This window comes from Brevundimonas sp. C43 (genome assembly GCF_030732185.1).
In the GTDB taxonomy this organism is placed as follows: domain Bacteria; phylum Pseudomonadota; class Alphaproteobacteria; order Caulobacterales; family Caulobacteraceae; genus Brevundimonas; species Brevundimonas diminuta_C.
Window position 1 is genome coordinate 1,066,773 of record NZ_CP132231.1, and the last position, 19,518, is coordinate 1,086,290.

23 protein-coding genes and 4 tRNA genes are annotated in these 19,518 nt (G+C 64.0%); 18 read left to right on the forward strand and 9 right to left on the reverse strand.

Annotated features, from left to right (window positions below):
- Positions 1–4 precede the first annotated feature (4 nt).
- Both Q9R14_RS05350 and Q9R14_RS05355 read left to right on the forward strand, forming a co-directional pair.
- Entirely contained in the window at positions 5–412 is a 408-nt protein-coding gene (locus tag Q9R14_RS05350) for a MerR family transcriptional regulator (protein WP_045811158.1), read from the forward strand.
- Between the two features lie 59 nt (positions 413–471).
- A tRNA-Pro gene (locus Q9R14_RS05355) sits at positions 472–548 on the forward strand.
- A gap of 77 nt (positions 549–625) precedes the next feature.
- Here the strand turns inward: Q9R14_RS05355 and Q9R14_RS05360 are convergent.
- Positions 626–820 (reverse strand): DUF2842 domain-containing protein, encoded by a 195-nt coding sequence (locus tag Q9R14_RS05360; RefSeq protein WP_242076494.1) that lies wholly within the window; start codon positions 818–820, stop codon positions 626–628.
- Positions 820–1,071, reverse strand: a complete 252-nt coding sequence (locus tag Q9R14_RS05365; protein WP_306003723.1) for a transglycosylase — start codon at positions 1,069–1,071, stop codon at positions 820–822. The genes Q9R14_RS05360 and Q9R14_RS05365 overlap by 1 nt, the downstream gene beginning before the upstream one ends.
- A gap of 134 nt (positions 1,072–1,205) precedes the next feature.
- On the opposite strand from Q9R14_RS05365, the gene Q9R14_RS05370 reads away from it, so the two are divergent.
- Positions 1,206–2,306: a COX15/CtaA family protein gene (locus Q9R14_RS05370; RefSeq protein ID WP_306003724.1), complete on the forward strand. Its 1,101-nt coding sequence runs from the start codon at positions 1,206–1,208 to the stop codon at positions 2,304–2,306.
- On the opposite strand, the gene Q9R14_RS05375 is transcribed toward Q9R14_RS05370, so the two are convergent.
- Positions 2,275–3,660, reverse strand: coding sequence for an alkaline phosphatase PhoX (locus Q9R14_RS05375; protein ID WP_306003725.1), 1,386 nt, complete (start codon positions 3,658–3,660; stop codon positions 2,275–2,277). The two genes, Q9R14_RS05370 and Q9R14_RS05375, sit on opposite strands and share 32 nt — an antisense overlap.
- Positions 3,661–3,921: 261 nt before the next feature.
- On the opposite strand from Q9R14_RS05375, the gene rplM reads away from it, so the two are divergent.
- The 4 genes from rplM to msrB all read left to right on the forward strand — a co-directional run bounded on the left by rplM (position 3,922) and on the right by msrB (position 6,490).
- Positions 3,922–4,398 carry a 50S ribosomal protein L13 gene (gene rplM / locus Q9R14_RS05380; protein ID WP_017503897.1) on the forward strand — a complete coding sequence of 159 codons (477 nt, stop codon included), beginning with the start codon at positions 3,922–3,924 and terminating at the stop codon, positions 4,396–4,398.
- Positions 4,399–4,400: 2 nt separating this feature from the next.
- Positions 4,401–4,895 carry a 30S ribosomal protein S9 gene (rpsI, locus tag Q9R14_RS05385; RefSeq protein ID WP_017503896.1) on the forward strand — a complete coding sequence of 165 codons (495 nt, stop codon included), beginning with the start codon at positions 4,401–4,403 and terminating at the stop codon, positions 4,893–4,895.
- 101 nt (positions 4,896–4,996) lie between these two features.
- Entirely contained in the window at positions 4,997–5,947 is a 951-nt protein-coding gene (argC, locus tag Q9R14_RS05390) for an N-acetyl-gamma-glutamyl-phosphate reductase (RefSeq protein WP_306003726.1), read from the forward strand.
- Positions 5,948–5,986: 39 nt separating this feature from the next.
- Positions 5,987–6,490, forward strand: coding sequence for a peptide-methionine (R)-S-oxide reductase MsrB (gene msrB / locus Q9R14_RS05395; protein ID WP_039245147.1), 504 nt, complete (start codon positions 5,987–5,989; stop codon positions 6,488–6,490).
- On the opposite strand, the gene Q9R14_RS05400 is transcribed toward msrB, so the two are convergent.
- Together Q9R14_RS05400 and phaC are read right to left on the reverse strand one after the other, a co-directional pair.
- Positions 6,487–6,864 carry a hypothetical protein gene (locus Q9R14_RS05400; protein WP_306003727.1) on the reverse strand — a complete coding sequence of 126 codons (378 nt, stop codon included), beginning with the start codon at positions 6,862–6,864 and terminating at the stop codon, positions 6,487–6,489. The two genes, msrB and Q9R14_RS05400, sit on opposite strands and share 4 nt — an antisense overlap.
- Positions 6,861–8,801, reverse strand: coding sequence for a class I poly(R)-hydroxyalkanoic acid synthase (gene phaC / locus Q9R14_RS05405; RefSeq protein ID WP_306003728.1), 1,941 nt, complete (start codon positions 8,799–8,801; stop codon positions 6,861–6,863). The genes Q9R14_RS05400 and phaC overlap by 4 nt, the downstream gene beginning before the upstream one ends.
- 84 nt (positions 8,802–8,885) lie before the next feature.
- Between phaC and Q9R14_RS05410 the strand changes: the two genes are divergently transcribed.
- The 9 genes from Q9R14_RS05410 (at position 8,886) to Q9R14_RS05450 (ending at position 14,184) form a co-directional block, all read left to right on the forward strand.
- The gene (locus tag Q9R14_RS05410) at positions 8,886–9,335 is read left to right on the forward strand and encodes a hypothetical protein (protein WP_306003729.1); all 450 of its coding nucleotides are present in this window, start codon (positions 8,886–8,888) and stop codon (positions 9,333–9,335) included.
- Positions 9,336–9,374: 39 nt separating this feature from the next.
- Positions 9,375–11,186 carry a single-stranded-DNA-specific exonuclease RecJ gene (gene recJ / locus Q9R14_RS05415; RefSeq protein WP_306003730.1) on the forward strand — a complete coding sequence of 604 codons (1,812 nt, stop codon included), beginning with the start codon at positions 9,375–9,377 and terminating at the stop codon, positions 11,184–11,186.
- A gap of 78 nt (positions 11,187–11,264) precedes the next feature.
- Positions 11,265–11,339, forward strand: a tRNA-Glu gene (locus Q9R14_RS05420).
- 219 nt (positions 11,340–11,558) lie between these two features.
- Complete coding sequence (locus tag Q9R14_RS05425; protein ID WP_045811719.1) at positions 11,559–12,098, forward strand: cold-shock protein; 540 nt, start codon at positions 11,559–11,561, stop codon at positions 12,096–12,098.
- A 21-nt stretch (positions 12,099–12,119) separates the two neighbouring features.
- The gene (locus Q9R14_RS05430; protein ID WP_306003731.1) at positions 12,120–12,599 is read left to right on the forward strand and encodes a DUF192 domain-containing protein; all 480 of its coding nucleotides are present in this window, start codon (positions 12,120–12,122) and stop codon (positions 12,597–12,599) included.
- Positions 12,600–12,644: 45 nt separating this feature from the next.
- Positions 12,645–12,721: transfer RNA gene (locus tag Q9R14_RS05435), tRNA-Pro, on the forward strand.
- A 77-nt stretch (positions 12,722–12,798) separates the two neighbouring features.
- Positions 12,799–13,104 carry an ETC complex I subunit gene (locus Q9R14_RS05440; protein WP_039245189.1) on the forward strand — a complete coding sequence of 102 codons (306 nt, stop codon included), beginning with the start codon at positions 12,799–12,801 and terminating at the stop codon, positions 13,102–13,104.
- A 19-nt stretch (positions 13,105–13,123) separates the two neighbouring features.
- Positions 13,124–13,200 (forward strand) — tRNA-Arg (locus Q9R14_RS05445).
- Between the two features lie 27 nt (positions 13,201–13,227).
- The gene (locus Q9R14_RS05450) at positions 13,228–14,184 is read left to right on the forward strand and encodes a rhodanese-related sulfurtransferase (protein ID WP_306003732.1); all 957 of its coding nucleotides are present in this window, start codon (positions 13,228–13,230) and stop codon (positions 14,182–14,184) included.
- 7 nt (positions 14,185–14,191) lie between these two features.
- On the opposite strand, the gene Q9R14_RS05455 is transcribed toward Q9R14_RS05450, so the two are convergent.
- From Q9R14_RS05455 to Q9R14_RS05465, 3 genes are read right to left on the reverse strand one after another with little or no spacing between them, the layout of a single operon-like run.
- Positions 14,192–14,944: a DUF1295 domain-containing protein gene (locus Q9R14_RS05455; protein WP_306003733.1), complete on the reverse strand. Its 753-nt coding sequence runs from the start codon at positions 14,942–14,944 to the stop codon at positions 14,192–14,194.
- Between the two features lie 50 nt (positions 14,945–14,994).
- Positions 14,995–15,633: a ChrR family anti-sigma-E factor gene (locus tag Q9R14_RS05460; RefSeq protein ID WP_306003734.1), complete on the reverse strand. Its 639-nt coding sequence runs from the start codon at positions 15,631–15,633 to the stop codon at positions 14,995–14,997.
- Positions 15,630–16,376 (reverse strand): sigma-70 family RNA polymerase sigma factor, encoded by a 747-nt coding sequence (locus Q9R14_RS05465; protein WP_306003735.1) that lies wholly within the window; start codon positions 16,374–16,376, stop codon positions 15,630–15,632. The genes Q9R14_RS05460 and Q9R14_RS05465 overlap by 4 nt, the downstream gene beginning before the upstream one ends.
- On the opposite strand from Q9R14_RS05465, the gene Q9R14_RS05470 reads away from it, so the two are divergent.
- On the forward strand, positions 16,375–17,712 hold the full coding sequence (locus Q9R14_RS05470) for an NAD(P)/FAD-dependent oxidoreductase (RefSeq protein WP_306003736.1): 1,338 nt from the start codon (positions 16,375–16,377) through the stop codon (positions 17,710–17,712). The two genes, Q9R14_RS05465 and Q9R14_RS05470, sit on opposite strands and share 2 nt — an antisense overlap.
- The gene (locus Q9R14_RS05475) at positions 17,709–18,509 is read left to right on the forward strand and encodes a DUF1365 domain-containing protein (protein WP_371929764.1); all 801 of its coding nucleotides are present in this window, start codon (positions 17,709–17,711) and stop codon (positions 18,507–18,509) included. The genes Q9R14_RS05470 and Q9R14_RS05475 overlap by 4 nt, the downstream gene beginning before the upstream one ends.
- A 69-nt stretch (positions 18,510–18,578) precedes the next feature.
- Here the strand turns inward: Q9R14_RS05475 and Q9R14_RS05480 are convergent, their stop codons facing one another.
- Positions 18,579–19,502 (reverse strand): NAD(P)H-hydrate dehydratase, encoded by a 924-nt coding sequence (locus Q9R14_RS05480; protein ID WP_306003737.1) that lies wholly within the window; start codon positions 19,500–19,502, stop codon positions 18,579–18,581.
- Positions 19,503–19,518: the final 16 nt, after the last annotated feature.

A 19,518-nucleotide genomic window follows, 5' to 3' on the forward strand; every position in this document is an offset into this window, starting at 1 on the left:
CGCGGTGGCCAAGAGCGCCGACGCCTTCCGCACCATTTCCGAAGCGGCCGAAGAGGTCGGCGCGCCGCAGCATGTCCTGCGGTTTTGGGAAACGAAGTTCGATTTCGTCACGCCGGTCAAACGGGCCGGCGGGCGTCGCTTCTATCGGCCCCAGGACATCGCGGTTCTGAAGGCGGTCAAACGCCTGCTGCACGACGACGGGCTGACGATTCGCGGCGTCCAGCGTCTGCACAAGGAACAGGGGCTGAAAAAGCTGATCGGGGCGGAGGCCGCCGCACTGATCGACGATGGCGATGTCACGTTCGCTACGGCGACTTCCGATGTCGCGCGGGCCGAAACCTCGAAATTGCATCAGGTTCTGGCCGATCTGGAGCAGGCCAAAGCGCGTCTGGACGCCGTTCTTTCACGGTAGGTGGAAAAGTCGTTTTAGCGTTTGCGGACAGCGGTCCCCCCGTCTATAGGGAGCGCCTTCGGAGCGTGGCGCAGCCTGGTAGCGCACTTGACTGGGGGTCAAGGGGTCGCAGGTTCGAATCCTGTCGCTCCGACCATTCTTGAAAAAGAATGATGATGGTGGGGTCGTCCTTGCGGGCGGCCCCATCGCCGTATCTGTGGGCAGGTTCGGCGCTCAGCCGCGCTCGGCCCATCGCAGCAACGGGATGAGCGGCAGGCCCCAGGCGGTGCCGCCGATGCCGAAGAACAGGAAGTCGATCCCCTGCGACGGCGGCAGCATTCCGCGCAGGGCGATCAGGCCCCAGACCCAGAAAACGAGAAAGAGCAGCACGCCGATCGCGGCGACGAAGCGACGCAGACGCGGCGGCATCAGCGCTTGTTCCGGAACAGGAAGAAGGCCACGAGACAGATGCCCGATCCCACGAACGCCCACGGCACCCAGACCCAGCTGTCCATCGTGCTGACCGCGAAGACCCGCACCGCCAGAAACCACCCGCAGGCCAGGCCGATCCCGGACACAAGGCTTGTGCCGCCGAAGCCGCGCCGGCCCGTCAGAAGGTCCGCGATCCAGGCCAGCAGCAGGCCGCCTGCGACGGCGGCGGCGATATCGGCGTATTGCAACCCTGATCTCCTGCGGCGACAGTGCCGTTAACTCAATCCGACTCGATCTTGTCGCTTGGGGCGGGCATACCGCACCGGTCGCGTCTGGTCTTCGTTCGACGCGACACCATATCCGGGTCAGTGTCAGGCGTCGAATGAACCGTTTCGGAAATCCAGATCGTAACCGCGCCGTCGCCGTATGGCTGTTCGCCACGGCCGCCGTCGTCTTCCTGATGGTGGTGATCGGCGGCATCACGCGGCTGACGGGCTCGGGCCTGTCGATCACGGAGTGGAAGCCCATCATGGGCGCGATTCCGCCTCTGAACGACGCGCAGTGGGCCGAGGCATTCGAGAAGTACAAGCAGATCCCGCAGTATGCGCAGGTCAACGCCGGCATGAGCCTGGGCGAGTTTCAGGGCATCTTCTGGTGGGAATGGCTGCACCGGCTGATCGGGCGTCTGGTGGGTATGGTGTTCGCCCTGCCGCTGATCGTCTTCCTGCTGTGCCGTCTGGCGCCGGCCCGGTCGGTCTTCCACCAGTGGGCGATGCCTGATCGCCTGATCTGGCGTTGTGTCCTGCTTCTGGCCCTGGGCGGCCTTCAGGGTCTGATCGGATGGTGGATGGTGTCCAGCGGCCTGTCCGAACGTGTCAGCGTGGCGCCGGAGCGTCTGGCGACGCACCTGGGCCTGGCGTTCGTCCTTTTCGCGGCCCTGATCTGGACGGGGCTGGAGGCCTGGAACGGTGAAGATCACGGCCGCCCGCCGTCGGGCTGGGCGAGGGGCGCCGGCCTGCTGCTGGGCGCGGTCTTCCTGCAATGTCTGCTGGGCGCCCTCGTGGCCGGCGGGCATGCGGGGCTAGTGTATACCGACTGGCCGCTGATGAACGGCGCCGTTTTGCCGCCGGCCGACTGGAGCCTGGGCGCGGCCGCCTTCCTGCACGATCAGGCGCTGACGCAGTTCAATCACCGTCTGGTCGCCTATGGTCTGCTGATCGCCGTCAGCATCTACGCCTTCCAGGCTTGGCGCTGGCGCGTGGCGGAGGGAATGGGGTTCGGCGCCTTCACGCTTGCGGGTGTGGTCTGGTTCCAGGCTCTGCTTGGGATCGTGACCCTGGTGCACGCGGTTCCGGTGTGGCTGGGCGTGCTGCACCAGGCGGGCGCCGCGATCGTGCTGGCGACGGCTACCGTGAATCTGTGGCTGGTGCTGCGAGCTCAGCCGCGCATCTTCATGTCCGGACCGAGGGCCATGGGCCTCTGATCGCCAGGGTCATGCCGGGGTACATGATGTTGACGAACAGCACCTCGCCATCCGGCGAGAAACAGGCGCCGGCGAACTCGGAGTTGCCGGTGAAGACGTTGCGGCCGATCGTATAGACTTTGCCCTCTGGCGTAACGCCTTTCAGGTGATTGCGGACGTCCGAGGAATAGTTGTCCTCGCACAGGATCAGGTGTCCCCAGGGTGAGACGGTGATGTTGTCGGCCATGTTGACCGTCTTCGGGTCCGTGCTTTCCACGAACAACTGCAGCCGGTCCGCCGCGCCGTTCAGACCGGGAACAAGGCGCAGCACCTGACCGCGGCGGATCGGCCCGCCCGAGGTTGCGGTGAAATACAGTTCATCGTCGCCCCACCAGACGCCTTCGCCCCGCGCAACCCAGGCCGCGCCGGCGGCATGACCGCGCTTGGCCAGGTCGCCATTGGGAGATTCGACGTCGTCCAGATCGATCCATTCGATCTCCTTCCAGTCGCCGACAGCCCAGGTGCGAGCGTCCTGATTGCGGGTGTCGGCCGAGGACGCGCCCTTCCAGGCCATCGCCTGAAGCCGGCCGCCCTCGGTCAGCTTGCCGGGCGCATTGGGAATGAAGCGATAGAACAGGCCGGCGTTGTCGTCTTCGGTCAGATAGACGATGCCGGTGCGGGGATCGACGCAGACGGCCTCGTGATCGAAGCGGCCCATCGCCTTGAGGGGCACGGGATCGACCAGGCCGGTCGCGGTCGCCGGCACTTCGAAGACCCACCCATGGCTCTTGGTCACATCGGCGTCGGCCGGCGTCTCCAGCGTTTCCTCGCAGGTCAGCCAACTGCCCCACGGCGTCGGCCCGCCGCAGCAGTTGGTGGAGGTTCCGGCCAGCGTCAGATGTCGGCTGACCATCCGGCGGGTCGCCAGATCATAGATGATGGTGGAACAGCCGCCGGGCAGGGGGCGGCCATTCTTGTAGGTGTCGTAGCTCCGGCTGGCGTCCAGCAGGTCAAGCCGTTCCTCACGAAGTCCGCCGGGACCGAGGTTGCGATGCAGGCCGCTGGAGCCTTTCAGCTCGTGATTGACGACCAGGGCCACGCGAGACCCTTCCAGCGGGAAACAAGCCATGCCGTCAGGCTGTCCGGGAGCGAACAGGCCGTCGTTCATCGTGTCGCCGCTCTGGGCCACGACCTGATAGGAAAAGCCTTCGGGCAGATCGAGCAAGCGATTGGGATCGCGCAGCAACGGGCCGTAGCCATGGACATCGTTGACGTAGGTCTCTTCACCCGCCGTCTGAGCGGCGGCGTGACGCGCCAGTCCCGAGAAGGCGGCGGCGGCGCCCGTGGCGATCAGACCGCGACGATGAAGGATCATGAAGGGCTCCAGAGCTATCGCCGTTGCGATGCCCGCCTATAATCATGGTTTGATGACGTTTTATGTTACGCCGTAACGCTGCATCACCTTTTCGCATCAGGTATTTTAATACCGCATTTGAAAAACCGTTTTTAAACAAGGCGTTGTGGCAAATGTGGTGTTGTCGTGTGCGTTGACGCGACCAATCGTCTCCTGTATCAGCGCGCCTTCATTCGGTTCCCTCGGGGGCCGGACCCGATTTTCGTCTCCAGGAACCCCCTCATGCTGAAGAGCACTACGGCTTCGTTGAAGCCGGCCGAGGTCGAGAAGAAGTGGATCCACATCGACGCCGAAGGCGTCGTGGTGGGCCGCCTTGCGACCTTCATCGCCAACCGTCTGCGCGGCAAGCACCGCGGCGACTACACCCCGCACGTCGATTGCGGCGACTATGTCGTCGTCACCAACGTCGACAAGGTGGTGTTCACCGGCAAGAAGAACACCGACAAGATCTACTATCGCCACACCGGTCACCCGGGCGGCGTCAAGTCGACCACGCCTGAGAAGGTTCTGGGCGGCCGCTTCCCCGAGCGCGTGCTTGAAAAGGCCGTCGAGCGCATGCTGCCCAAGGAAAGCCCCTTGGCCCGCAAGCAGATGACTCACCTGCGCCTGTTCGCCGGCGCCGCGCACGACCACGAAGCCCAGCAACCGGAAACGATCGACTTCAAGTCGGCGTCGCCCAAGAACACCCGGAGCGTCTGAGCATGACCGACGTGACCAACACCGAAACCGCCACCGGCTTCGACGCCCTGAAGGGCCTGAGCTCTTCGGTCGAGAACGACGCGCCCGTCTATGTCCAGAAGCTGGACGCCCAGGGCCGCGCCTATTCGACCGGCAAGCGCAAGAACGCCATCGCTCGCGTCTGGGTGAAGCCCGGCACCGGCAAGATCACCATCAACGGCAAGGACCAGGAGCAGTATTTCGCTCGTCCCGTGCTGCGCATGATGATCGCTCAGCCCCTGACCGTTTCGGACCGCGCCACGCAATATGACGTGATCTGCACCGTCGAAGGTTCGGGTCTGTCGGGCCAGGCCGGCGCCATCCGTCACGGCCTGTCGCACGCCCTGACGCACTTCGAACCGGAACTGCGCAAGGTCCTGAAGCCGCACGGCTTCCTGACCCGCGACAGCCGCGTCGTCGAGCGCAAGAAGTACGGCCGCGCCAAGGCTCGCCGCAGCTTCCAGTTCTCGAAGCGCTAATCGCGTTCACGCGATTTGGATTTGGGGCGCTTCGGGGAGACCCGAAGCGCCCTTTTTCTTGCGCCTTTGCTCCTTAAGCGGAGAAGGGACGGGAGAGACAAATGACCCATACCATCTTCATCGACGGCGAGGCCGGCACCACGGGGCTAGAAATCCGCGAGCGGCTGGAAGCGCGCCCGGATCTGGAACTGCTGTTGCTGGGCGAGCGTCGTCGGGATGCGGATGCGCGGCGTGAGGCCCTGAACGGCGCCGACGCGGTGATCCTGTGTCTGCCCGACGATGCGGCGCGGGAAGCCGTGTCCATGATCGAAAACCCGTCGGTCAAGGCGATCGACGCCTCAACCGCCTATCGGGTCGCGCCGGGCTGGGCCTATGGCTTTCCTGAAATGGATGCCGGGCAGCGTGCGCTGATCGCGCGCGCTCAGTTCGTGTCGAACCCCGGCTGCTATCCCACGGGCTTCATCGGCCTGATGCGGCCGCTGGTGAAGGCGGGTCTGTTGCCCGCCAACTATCCGGTCACGGTCAATGCGGTCTCGGGCTATTCCGGCGGCGGCAAGGCCATGATCGCCGAGTTTGAGACGGCCCCAAAAGACAGCGGGGGCGCCACGACCGCCTATCGGGCCTATGGTCTGACGCTGAGGCATAAGCATGTGCCTGAAATGACCAAACACACAGGTCTGAACCGAGACGTGCTGTTCACGCCGGCGGTTGGCAACTACCGCCAGGGCATGCTGGTCGAGGTTCCGCTGCATCTGACGGCTCTGCCGGAAACCCCCTCGGTCGAGCGGCTGCACGGCGCGCTGGTCGAGGCCTATGACGGCCAGCGGTTCGTCGAGGTCGCCGACCTGGAGGAGACCGAGGTCATGACAGGCATCGAGCCCGAAGGCCTGAACGGCACCAACCGCCTGCGTTTGCACGTCTTCGGCGACCGCAATGGCGAGCAGGCGCGGCTGGTCGCCTTGCTCGACAATCTGGGCAAGGGCGCTTCGGGCGCGGCCGTGCAGAACCTGAACATCATGCTAGGCCTGGATGAGGCGACCGGCCTGATCTGAGGTCTGAAACCATTCGGCGGCATCCGTCGTATCAGGGACATGACCCAGTCCCTGATCCTGCATCGCCGGGGCCTCTTGTTGGGCGCCGGCGCGCTCGCCCTGTCCGCCTGTTCGCCAGAGACGTCCGAAGCCGGGGAGGGGCAGTACGCAGCCTCGCCCTATCGTCGGGTGTCCGATGCAGATTGGCGACGACGCCTAGGCGACGCCTCCTGGCGCGTGATGCGGCACGAGGGGACGGAGCGTCCCTATTCCAGCCCGTTGAACGATCAGCATGCGCGCGGGACGTTCGTCTGCAAGGGCTGCGATCTGCCGCTGTTCCGATCGCAGTGGAAGTTCGATTCCCACACCGGCTGGCCCAGCTTCTATGACGTGATCGCCGCCAATATCGGCAAGAAGCGTGACCTGGCCATCGGCATTCCACGCACCGAATATCATTGCGCCCGTTGCCTGGGACACCAGGGGCATGTGTTCGACGACGGTCCGCGTCCGACGGGGCTGCGCTACTGCAACAACGGCGTGGCGCTGAAGTTCGTCTCGGCCTAGGCGCGACGGGCGCGGACGGCTGAATCGACGGTCAGGCCGAAGATGACCGAGGCGATGATCACCAGCAGACCATAGTCGTGACCGGCGAAGACAACGGGCGCGCAGGCCATGGCGATGACGATCAATGGAAACAGCCCGGCCCAGACCGCCGTACCCGGCGTGCTGATGTGGATCAGCGGCTGAGCGACCGGTCGTTTCATCGCGCGCGCCATCCGTTCGTTGAGCAGGACGAAGGCGGCCGCGCAGATGACGGCCGAGATCACATATTTGACCGTGTTCCCCGGTTCTCCGAACAGGCTGGCTGTCATGATCAGCAGGATCAAGGCGACGCCTGTGCTGACGGCGAGCAGGGCGTTGGGTTCGAGACGGTTCAAGACTTCACTTTCACATAGCTGCCCGGCGCCGGCTCGATGGGCTTGAGCGGGCCCATGGCCGGGTCGCGGGCGGGGATTTGCTTACCGGATCGCGCGCCGAGCCAGGCCGCCCAATGCTCCCACCAACTGCCGGGATGTTCGACGGCGTCAGCCTGCCATTCGGCCAAGGTCGCGGGCAGGGCAGGGTTGGTCAAATGCTGATACTTCTTTGCGGCGGGGGCGTTGATGACGCCGGCGATGTGACCTGACCCGGCCAGGGTGAAGGTCACATCCTTGCCGCCGAACAGTTTGGCGGACCGATAGACCGAGTTCATCGGCGCGATGTGATCCTCGCGACTGGCCTGGAAATAGAGCGGAATCTCAACCTTCGACAGGTCCGCCGTCAGGCCGCCGATCTCGAACTGCCCCTTGGCCAGGGCGTTGGCTCCATACATCTGACGTAGATAGTCGAGATGCAGGGTCTTGGGCATGCGGGTCTGATCGGCGTTCCAGAACAGCAGGTCAAAGGCGGGCGGATCCTTACCCAGCAGATAGTTGCTGATGAAGAAGGACCAGATCAGGTCGTTGGACCGCAGGGCGTTGAACGTTTCCGCCATCGCTGCGCCCGGCAGGACGCCGCCCGCCGCATCCATCTGACGCTCGATCTCGGCGATCCAGTGTTCGTCGGTGAACAGCAGCAGATCGCCGGCCTCGGCGAAGTCATGTTGAGCGGCGAAGAAGGTGGCGGCGGCGATGCGCTTGTCGCCCTTGGCCGCCATATGCGCCAGACCAGCGCCAAGCAGGGTGCCGCCGATGCAATAGCCCACGGCGTTCAGATGCTTGGTTCCCGTCTGCTCCAGCGTCTTCTCGACCGCGCGATAGATGCCCTTGTCCAGATAGTCGTCGAAGCCGAGGCCGGCCTTGTCCTTGTCCGGATTGACCCAGGAACAGACGAAGACCGTGAAGCCCTGCGCCGACAGCCAGCGGATCAGCGAGTTCGCCGGTTGCAGGTCCATGATGTAGAATTTGTTGATCCAGGGCGGGAAGATCAGCAGAGGGGTTTCGTGCTGGGTCTCGGTCGTCGGCGCGTACTGGATCAGCTCGAAAAGTTCATCTCGCCAGACGACCTGGCCCGGCGCCGTGGCGACGTTCTCACCGACGACGAACTTGCCGTAGTCGGCCTGGCTGATACGCAGCGATCCGCCGCCACGTTCCAGATCGGCGGCGAAGTTCTGCATGCCCTTCACCAGCGATTCGCCGCTGGTCTCCGCCAAGGCTTTCAGCGCGACGGGATTGGAAGCCAAGAAGTTGGACGGCGAGAAGGCGTCGGTCAGCAGGCGAGTGAAGAACTGGGCACGACGTTTCAGCGTCGGATCGACGTCTTCGACCCCGGCGATAAGGCCGTTCATCCAGTCCGACGTCAGCAGATAGGATCGCCGCATCATGTCGAACATCGGGTTTTCGGACCAGGCCGGGTCCTTGAAGCGCTTGTCGATCGGTGCGGGATCGGGCGCCTCGCCAACCGCTTGGCGCGCCGTCGACGACCAGAGCTGCATATAGCGGCCAAACAGGTCGGCCTGGGCCTGAATCATCTTGTCGGGCTGGGCGGCCAGGCTGGTCATGACCGACGTCATGGCCGGCGCGACGTTGAAGGGATCGGCCGAAAGAGCGGCCGGGCGATCGGCCTGGGTCAGCGCCGCCTCGGCGATCGCGCTCTGGGCCATCACGGCCGCCTTGGCCAGGTTCATCGACAGGGTTTCGATCAACTCGGCTTGGTTGGGCGTCGCAGCAGTCGGTTCAGGGGTCGGGTGTGCATGGGTTTCAGAGTTGGCTTCCCGCGTTTCGGCAGGTTTCGACTTGGGCTGGCGAGGCGGGCGGGGCTTGGCGGACGTTGGACGTCCGGCCTTGCGCACAGGGCGGTCGGGGGCGTCTGTCGGCGTTCTGGGAGTCTTGGCCATGATCGTCCTTCGCGCGTCCTGCGCCAGAGGGCGGTTCATCCGCCCTTCCGCGCACCGCGATGATGGCATAAGACCATCAAGGAAATGAACGCGTCGCACTCGAAAAAGATGATCCTGATCGCCGCAGCCGCGATCACGACGCCATTGAGCGGCTGTGTCGGCGCATCCGCCTCCAGGACGGAGGCTGTCTCGCCGCTGGCGCCGCGTATTCAGGAACTGGTCGACGCCAATCGGCGCTATCCGCGCTGGGAAGATTTTCCGGCAGCGCCGACCGATCTGCCGCCGGTCACTCAGGTCGCATCGAATGTGCAGCGTCTCCAAGGCGACAGCGCGACGCTGACCAGTGAGATCGCACGGATCGACTGGACGCTCGGCGACGCCGAGGCGCTCGCCGCCGAAACACGCGCGGCCGTGAACGCCGTTCCGGTGTCGCCTGACGCCGTCCGAACCCAGGCGGATATCGAGGCCTTCGCCCAAAACCTGCGTGACAAGGCCAAGGCTCCTCCGCCGCTCGACCGCCGCCCGACGCGATGACCGGTCGCGCGGGAGGCAGAATCCCGCGATAATGCGCTGATGGCAGACGACGGCGGCGCAAAGACACTGAACGCATTCCTCGGCGTGTCTCGATCCCTGTCCGGGCGCGCCTGGCGTCAACGTCCGGCCGACGCCGCAACGACGCGCGCACACATGCAGACCCTGAATCTGGAAGAACCGCTGGCCCGGGCCTTGGCCTCTCGGGGCGTACGTGCAGACCAGGGCCAGGATTTCCTTACCCCGACCCTGCGCGCCCTGTTTCCCGATCCGTCCAGCTTTATGGATATGGACGCAGCGGCCGATGCGATCCTGAACGCGCTTCAGGCCAAGGCGAACATTCATGTGTTCGCCGACTACGACGTGGACGGCGCCTCCAGCGCGGCGCTGCTGGTGCGTTGGTTTCGGGCGATGGGACATACGCTTTCGATCTATGTTCCGGATCGGATGACCGAAGGCTACGGGCCCAGCGCCAAGGCCTTCGATACGCTGAAGGCCTCGGGCGCCGATCTGGTCATCACGGTGGATTGCGGGGCTGCGGCGAACGAAGCCTTGGCCCATGCGGCCGCCATCGCCCTGAACGTTGTCGTGATCGATCACCACCTGATGCGCAGCGAGCCGCCGACGGCGCTGGCGGTCGTCAATCCGAACCGGCCGGGCTGCAACTCGGGTCAGGGAAATCTGGCGGCGGCAGGCGTCGTCTTCGTCCTTCTCGCGGCGCTGAACCGGGAGGGGCGGCGTCGGGGCCTGTTCGCCGAGAGGGCCGAGCCGGACATTCGTCAGTGGCTGGATCTGGCGGCCCTGGGCGCCATCTGCGACGTGACCGGCCTGACCGGCTTCAATCGCGCTTTGACCGGACTTGGTCTCAAGGTCATGAGCGACTGGCGTAATCCGGGTCTGCGCGCGCTGCTGGCGGCGGCCGGCGCCGAACCGGGACCGGCCAAGAGCAATCATGCTGGTTTCATCCTGGGGCCGCGCATCAATGCGGGAGGACGCATCGGTCGCTCCGACCTCGGCGCGCGGTTGTTGTCGACGGATGATCCCGCCGAGGCCGAAGCCCTGGCGATCGAACTCGATGCACTGAACCTGTCGCGCCGCGATGTCGAGCGGGCCGTCACCGACGCCGCCGTTCGTCGGGTCGAGGCGACCGGCGCCCATGCCGACGAAAGCGCCGTCGTCGTGGTCGCGGGCGAGGACTGGCACCCCGGCGTCGTCGGCATCGTCGCCGGCCGTTTGCGCGAGCGCTGGCGCAAGCCGGTGATCGTCATCGGCATCGACCCTGTGGCCGGTCTCGGGAAGGGCTCAGGCCGGTCGCAGCCAGGCATGAACTTGGGACGCGCGATCCAGGCGGCTTGGGAAAGCGGGATCCTGCTCGCTGGCGGCGGCCATGCCATGGCGGCAGGCCTGACGATGGACGGTGCGCGCGTGTCGGAGCTGACCGCCTTTTTGAACGAGCGACTCGCTACCGAAAGAGCTGAAGCTGTCGCACAGGACGTGCTTGAGATCGACGCGCTGATCGAACCGGCGGCGGCGACGCGCGATCTGTTCGAATCGTTCGAGCGTCTGGCCCCATTCGGCCCTGCCAACCCGGAACCCAGGTTCGCCCTAAGCGGGGTTCAAGCCCGCGAACCCGTCGCCATGAATGGCGGTCACGTGCGGTGCCGGCTGGTCGGTCCAGATGGCGCGTCGGTCAAGGCCGTCGCCTGGCGCTGCGCCGATCTGCCGACCGGCCAGGCCTTGCTGTCGGGCCAGGGCGGGCTGAGCGTCGTGGGCCGGCTGAAGGCTGACGACTGGAATGGCCGCAAGGGCGTGCAGTTCGAGATCGAGGATGTCGCCGATCCTCGAATGATCTAACGACCGCTTCAAAAAACTGAAAATCCACGCTTGCACCGCCCCGAGGGCGCGGCTATATCGCCGGCTCTCCCGCGCAGCGGTCCCTTCGTCTATCGGTTAGGACGTCAGGTTTTCAACCTGAAAAGAGGGGTTCGACTCCCCTAGGGACTGCCACGCGGGCAGTATGGTGGTTGAGCCTTTGAGGCTCCCGGCAAGCAGCCTAGCTCAGGTAGCACAAGAGACTGGCGGTCATTTGCCAGCGCTTGCGATGCGCGTCTGCACTCCCCCAAACACAAGCTTCTGCATAGACGCGCATTTTCCGCTTTTCAAAATTTCGCGGAACGGTGTTAAATATAAAACGAGTCCGCTGGAGGCGCGGGCGGGGGTTTTTAAGTGTCTGACTTTAGAGAGACGGAAACGGCGCAGACCGTTCGCGTCACTGGGCGCGTGAAGTGGTTCGACGCCGTCAAGGGCTATGGGTTCATCGTCCCTGACGATCCGACCTTGACCGAAACGAGAGATGTTCTGCTGCATATCAGCAGCCTGCGCGATCTCGGCCGCGACGCGGCTGACGAAGGCGCGACCATAACGTGCGATTGCGTCAAGCGCGCCAAGGGTTGGCAGACGATCGAGATCCATGACCTGGGCGAGGGCGAAGCGACGCCGGCCGTGCGTCGCCCCGTGACTTCGCCGCCGCCGCGGCCGGTCGCCGAAAGTGACGAACAGCTGGAGACCGCTCTGGTCAAATGGTTCAATCGTACCAAGGGCTACGGATTCGTCGTGCGTGATCGTGAGCCGGGCGATATCTTCGTCCACATCGAAACCCTGCGTCGCTGCGGCCTGGATGATCTGATTCCTGGCGATGCGGTGCGGGTGCGATTCGCCAACGGGCCCAAGGGTCTGGTTGTGGCGGACATCAGAACGGGCGACTGATCCAGCGCCCAGGAGAGGCGTATGATCAAGGCGACGAGACGTTTTGCGATGGCGGGGCTTATGATGCTCGCGCTCGCCGGATGTGCGGCCAAGGCGCCGGTCGGCCCCAATGGCGAGCCGCTGCAGAAGCTGGCCGTCGTGACCACGTCGGGCGAGCATCAGTTCTGGGTCGAAATCTCCGACGAAGAGCCCGAACGTCAACGGGGGCTGATGTTCCGTCCGCCGCTTGAGGCCGATCGCGGCATGCTGTTCCAATGGCCGGGAGAAGCGCCGCGCGAGCAAAGCTTCTGGATGCGCAACACGCCGAGTTCGCTGGACATTCTGTACATCGATCCGCAGGGCCGGATCGTCTCCATTGCCTCGCACGCCACGCCCTTCTCCGAGGCGCCGATCCCTTCCAATGGCGCCGCCAACGGCGTCCTGGAACTGCGGGCAGGGCGAGCGGCCGAAATCAACGCCAAGCCCGGCGACAAAGTTTTACATCCTTATTTCAAGCCTTGATTGCGGATCGCGCCGCGAAGTGCCAATAGAGCGCTCCGTTCGGTCCGGGGTGTAGCGCAGCCTGGTAGCGCATCTGGTTTGGGACCAGAGGGTCGGAGGTTCGAATCCTCTCGCCCCGACCAACGGAAGGCCGCTGGATCATATGTCCGGCGCGCGTTATGGCAGGGTCACAAACCCCGCCGTCACTGAGGATTTCGCCATGTTGGCTCGCATCTACCGCCCGGCCAAAACTGCGATGCAGTCGGGCAAGGCCAAGAGCCGCGACTGGCGGCTGGAATTCGAACCGGCGTCGGCGCGCACCATCGATCCGCTGATGGGCTGGACCAGCTCCACCGACATGAACGGCCAGGTTCGGCTGAGCTTCGAATCCAAGGAAGAGGCGATCGAATACGCCGAGCGTCACGGCATAGCCTTCCGCTTGCACGAGCCGAACGATCCGCCGGTGATCATCAAAGCCTATGCCGACAATTTCGCCACCAACCGCAAGCAGTCCTGGACGCACTGACGCCTGACGTCTTGCCAGAGCGCCCATAGCTCAACCGGATAGAGCACCCGCCTTCTAAGCGGGATGTTGCAGGTTCGAGTCCTGCTGGGCGCGCCATCTCCGGCGCCTTCGAGGGGCTGATCCATGACCGACCATCAGACCTCGTCCGATCAAGCCGTCCGCGTCGCCGCGCTCTACCGGTTCGCGCCGGTGGCTAACCCCGAAGCCGTACGCGAGACGCTTCAGGCGATCTGCGACGCTGGGCAGGTGAGGGGGACACTGCTCGTCGCGCCGGAAGGTCTTAACGGCACCATCGCCGGATCGGAAACAGCCATCGCAGCGGTGTTGTCCGCGATCCACGCCATGCCAGGCTTCGAGACGCTGGAACTCAAATACGCCTGGACCGACGCCCTGCCTTTCCACCGGATGAAGGTGCGCGTCAAACGCGAGATCGTCACCATGGGACAGCCGGATCTGGACCTTGCGAACCAGGCGGGTGTGTACGTTTCACCTACGGACTGGAACGCCCTGATCGCCGATCCCGAGACCTTGGTGATCGATACGCGCAACGACTATGAGGGCGAGATCGGCGCGTTCGAACGGGCCGTCCAGCCGAATACCCGCAGCTTTCGCGATTTCCCAGACTGGTTCCGCAGCGAAGGTCGCGCCCTGATTGAGCAGACCGGCGCCAAGCGCGTGGCCATGTACTGCACCGGCGGCATTCGCTGTGAGAAATCGACGGCCTTCCTGAAGGCCCATGGGGTGGAGAACGTCCACCATCTGGAAGGCGGCATCCTCCGCTATCTTGAGACAGTCGATGAGGATCAGAGCCTATGGCGCGGGTCGTGTTTCGTTTTCGACGAACGCGTCTCGGTCGGGCACGGTCTGAGCCAAGGTCCCCACACTTTGTGCCGGGGATGTCGTCTGCCAGTGGACGAGGCCGGTCGGGCTTCGCCGCACTATGTCGAAGGCGTGTGCTGCGAGCGCTGTCACGATGTCCGCGATGAAATCCAACGGCAGCGATATGCCGAGCGTCACAGGCAGATGGAGATGGCCCGCGAACGCGGCGAGACGCATCTGGGATCAGCTCAGAAAGACTAAGATCGCCTCAACGACGGGGCGGGCGAGGGAAGAAGGCGCTTGTGCGGGCGGCATAGGCCTCGAACGCCTTTGGTCTTGATTGTCGCATATGCTCTTCCAGCAAGGGCACGCCGGACACCTTGGTCAAAAGCCAGTACATATAGGCTGGCCCTGTCAGCGCCAGCCAACCCCAAGGCCATTCGCCGCTCAGATTGATGGCGAACACAGGCCAGGCGCACCAACTCACCCATTCGAAAAAGTAGTTTGGGTGGCGTGACCAGGCCCACAGACCGATATCGCAGACTCCGCCCTTGTTGGCCGGATTACGTTTGAAGGCCGCCAGTTGGCGATCGGAAACAGCTTCGCCAATCAGGGCTCCGACAAAGATCAGTGTCGCTAAGGCATCCTGGAGCGTCAGGCCCGGCGCTGGGTTGCGCGCCGCCGCCATCACGCTGAGCGCCAGGAAGGCTGCGGCTCCGGCTTGCAACATAAGAAAGCCCAACATCTTGGCCTGAAAACCGGCGCCCCAGTCCTCTCGCAGACGCGCATAGCGAGCGTCTTCGCGTTCCTCGTGAGCGGCGCGAACAGCGATGTGGGACCCCAGTCGCAAGCCCCAAAGGCCGATCAGAAGCGCCGCAAGATACTGGCGCAATGACGGAGCGGCGCCGTCGATCGGGAAGAGCGCGACGCCGACGCCGGCCGCTCCCAATCCGAGCGACCAGAAGGCGTCCGCCCAACCGCCCTGGCCGGTTCGTCTCTGAACCAGCCAAGCCGTAGACATGACGACAACGAGAAACAGGGCGGCCACACCCCAAATGGTCGCGAGAGCCGTCACAGGCGAACGAAGGGCTGGATCAGCTTGCCGACCCACCCATCCAGCTGAATCTGACCGTCAAGCGCGACGACGCACAGGCACGGCTCGTCCGACACTACACGGGGTTGGTGCAGCACCTCCGGATCCGCCTCTTCGAAATCGCCGACGTCGAAACGCTCGGTTTCGGTCGCATAGGCGCCGGAGATGACGCAGGTCAGCTCGACGCCGCCATGTGTGTGTTTTGGCGTCTCACGACCCGATTCGATCTTCAGAAGAATGACGCGGCAATCACCGTCCCGCGGCGCATGGACATCGCGCACGCGCATCCCCGGCCCAACCCAACGCCATGGGCCCAGCGCATAGCGCCGCAGAGGCTCGGGCAGCTCGGGCATGTCGTTCAGGGGCGCGCTGTGATTGGCTTTGCCGGCATCCGTCTCGATCCGCGCCATCGCCAAGGCGAGCGCATCATTGGACAAGGGGGAGGGGTGGGTCTCGTCCAAAAACTCCCCGCCCACGGCCTGCAGGTCGCGCACCCAGGCGTCATTGGCCGGCCGCATCGCCAGATGCGCCGCCATCACCACAGCCTCGGGCGGGCTGAGCGTGCCGGCCGCATAGGCCAGCAAACGTTCTTCGGAGGGATTGCGCTGAGGTGTCATCGCGCAGCCTCCTCAGACGGCGCGAGGATCAAACGAAGCTTGGTCATGGCGTTACGAATACGGGATTTGACGGTGCCGAGCGGCAGGCCGAGATGTTTGGCGATCTCGGAATGAGAGTTGTCCATGAAGAAGGCCAAGCGCAGGACCTCCACATGATCAGCGCTGAGCCGCGCTAGGGCATCACGCACGCGATCCGCGTCTTGCGACATCGACAGCAGTTCATCAGGTCGGCGGACATCGTCCCCCGCCAGCTCGATTTCGGGCGTCGGCAGGGGACGCGCGTCACGACGAAGCATGTCCAGCCGACGGTTGCGAGCGATGGTGAAAATCCATGTGGCGGCGCGCGCCTTGGAAGAATCAAACAGATCGGCTTTGCGCCACACGGTCAGCATGGCGTCCTGCGCAAAGTCCTCGGCCGCGCCAGGGGTCGCGCCCGACTTGATCAGCCAGGCCTTCAACCGCGGAGCGAAGTAGGCGAAGAGCGCAGCGAAGGCGTCACGATCGCGCCTTAGAGCGATCTGTTCGATCAGACGATCGTGGAGCAGCGGATCAGGCAAGCTGTCGAGCGCCTTCACGCGGTTTGACCGACATGGCGTTGATGCGAAGGATAACGGCTCAGCATGCATGAACACTAATACGCTCAGCGGAAATGTCTGGATCAATCGCGATCCGAACATGACGGCGACCCGTAATCCGTTCATGCCGTAGCGATTGCGCAGCGGTGTATCTTTCGGAGTTTTCATGCCCCTGTCGTCCGCGACGCCCTCTGCCGAACGTCAAAAGATCGCTGTGGTCGGATCTGGCGTCGCCGCCCTGTCTTCGGCCTGGCTTCTGTCGAAACGCCATGACGTGACGCTTTACGAAAAGGGCGACCGGCTGGGGGGGCACTCCAATACGGTGATGGCCAGCGTGCCTTCCGGCGACATCGCCGTCGACACCGGCTTCATCTGCTTTAACGACGCTACCTATCCCAATCTCATCGCGCTGTTTGAGCATTTGGGGATCGCGACACGGGCGACGGATATGTCGTTCGCCGTCTCGCTGGATGACGGGCGGTTCGAATATGCCGCGCCGGGCCTGTTTGCTCAGCGTCGCAACGCCCTGCGCCCTCGTTTCTGGTCGATGCTGAGCGAAATCCTGCGCTTCTATCGTGACGCGCCAAAAGATTTGGCGGCGATGTCCGATTCTTCGCTGACGCTCGGCGACTATCTAAAGCGCGAAGGGTTCAGCGAGGCGTTCCGCGACGATCACCTGCTGCCCATGGCCGCCGCGATCTGGTCATCGCCGGCGCACACGCTGATGGACTATCCGGCCGAGTCCTTCATCCGTTTCTGCGGCAATCACGGCCTGCTGAAACTGGTGGGACGCCCGCTGTGGCGCACCGTCGAGGGCGGCAGCCGCGTCTATGTCGAACATCTCGCTCGCGCGATCCAAGACATTCGGCTGAACCACGGCGTCACGGCGGTGCGGCGCAGCGAGCATGGCGTCTTCGTTCACGACAGCCAAGGCGGCGTCGAACGCTACGACCAGGTCGTGATCGGTTCGCATGCCGACCAGGCTCTGGCGATGCTGGCCGAACCGACGGCGCAGGAGAAGGCGCTGCTCGGCGCTTTCCGATACAGTCGAAATCTGACCGTCCTGCATACCGACGCCGGCCTGATGCCGCATCGTCGTCGCGCCTGGGCCAGCTGGAACTATATCGGCGCGGACGACGGTCTCTGCGTCACCTATTGGATGAACCGACTGCAAGGCCTGCCGGGCGACGACCTGTTCGTGACGCTCAATCCACCCCGACCGCCACGCGCCGACACGATTTTACGCAGCGAACTGTACGAGCACCCCATCTTCGATCCCGCGGCCATAAAGGCGCAAAAGCAGTTGTGGAGCCTGCAAGGGCAGGGGGGCGTCTGGTACTGCGGGGCACATTTCGGCGCTGGCTTCCACGAAGACGGCTTGCAATCCGGCCTCGCCGTCGCTGAACAACTCGGCGGCGTACGTCGCCCTTGGTCCGTCGCCGACGAAAGCGGTCGCATTCATTTGACCACGCCGATGGGCCCTCAGTTGGAACGTGCTGCGTGAACCTCAACTCGGCCCTTTATCGCGGCCGGGTCATGCACCGACGCCTTCGCCCCAAGACCCATAGGCTGAACTATCGCGTCTTCTGGCTTCTGCTCGATCTGTCAGAAATCGATGCTGTGGATGCGCGCCTACGCCTGTTTTCGCGCAATCGGTTCAATCTCTTGTCCTTCCACGACAAGGATTACGGAGACGGTTCTGGCGCGCTGCGTCCTCAGGTGGATGCGTGGATGGCTCAAGCCGGCATCGATCTCGCAGGTGGACCTGTCCGCCTGTTAACCATGCCGCGCGTTCTCGGATACGTCTTCAACCCGATCAGCATCTACTATTGCCATTGGCCGGACGGACGGTTGGCCGCCATGGTGTACGAGGTGACCAGCACCTTCGGCATCCGCCACGCCTATGTCATTCCGATCCCGATCGAAGATCAGGCCGCAGGCGTCATTCGTCAGGGCGCGGCCAAGACGCTCTATGTGTCGCCATTCATGGGCATGGAGATGGACTACCAGTTCCGTGGCCATACGCCGGGCGATCGCCTGAACATGACCATCGATGGGCTAGATGCCGAAGGCGTGCTGATCACGGCCGCTATGGCGGCCAAGCGGGAACAGTTGGATGATCGCAACATCGCCGCTGCAACAGCAGCAATCCCGCTGATGACGTTCAAGGTGGTCGCGGCGATCCATTGGGAGGCGCTGAAGCTATGGCTCAAGGGCGTCGGTCTGACACTGCAGCCCGAACCGGCAGAACAGCCAGTGACCATTCAACGCCAAGCTCAAGAGAGCCGTTTGAGGCCTTGAGCAGCCTACACAGTTTCTCGCCTAAGATATATTATGTGAACTATAATGGTTGGGTTGAGGTAGGACGAGCTAGGTCGCTAAGGCCTTCCATTGCTCGAACAAGGCCTTTGGCAAAATGTCATAGAGGTCGTCCGAGGTCAGTCCGGGACCAAAGCGTTCTGCGGCGTCGGAATGGAGCCAGACCGCGGCACAAGCGGCATCGAAGCTGTCCATGCGCTGGGCGGCCAATCCGCCGATCATGCCGGCCAGGACATCGCCGGTTCCAGCGGTCGCCAGCCACGGCGAACCGTTCTCGTTTCGGCGGGTGCGGCCGTCAGGTGATGCGATCAGGGTCTGAGCGCCCTTCAGGACGATCGTCGCTTGGGCCGCTCGCGCCGCTTCTTGAACGGCCGTTTCGCGGCCTTGCGCCAGCAGGCCTGGGAACAGTCGTTCGAACTCGCCTTCATGCGGCGTCAGGATATCGTCACGATCCAACACGGCGAACAGTTCAGCTGTTCGCCCTTTGAAGACCGACAGGCCGTCGGCGTCGATCACCAGAACGGCGCCGGTCGAGCCCAGCGCCTGAATGTTTGCAATCGTCGCATCCTCCAGGCCTGCGGCAGGTCCGATCACGACGGCGTCACTGCCGGCGGCTTCCCGACTTAAGTTTTCGGGTGAAGAGAAAGGCGTCAACATCACCGCCTGTACAGCCGGCGCGATTACCGACGCTGCATCTGGCGGACAAAGGATTCGCACGACCCCAGCGCCCATCCTCAGACCTGCATGGGCTGCAAGCCGCGCGGCGCCGGTGTGATGCGCCTTTCCGGAAACGACCGCCAAACGACCACGCGCATGCTTGTGCGTTTCCGCGCTCGGCCAAGGCAGAAAATTGCGCCAGATCGCCGGGTCGTTGGTTTCTATCATCCGCGTTCCGATTATCCTGCGCCAGCTTGCGAAAATCGCTTGCTTTGAGCGGCCCTGCTGTGTCCCATTCGCGCCCGAGCGCCGCTGCATTCCGTGCGCCGCTCCG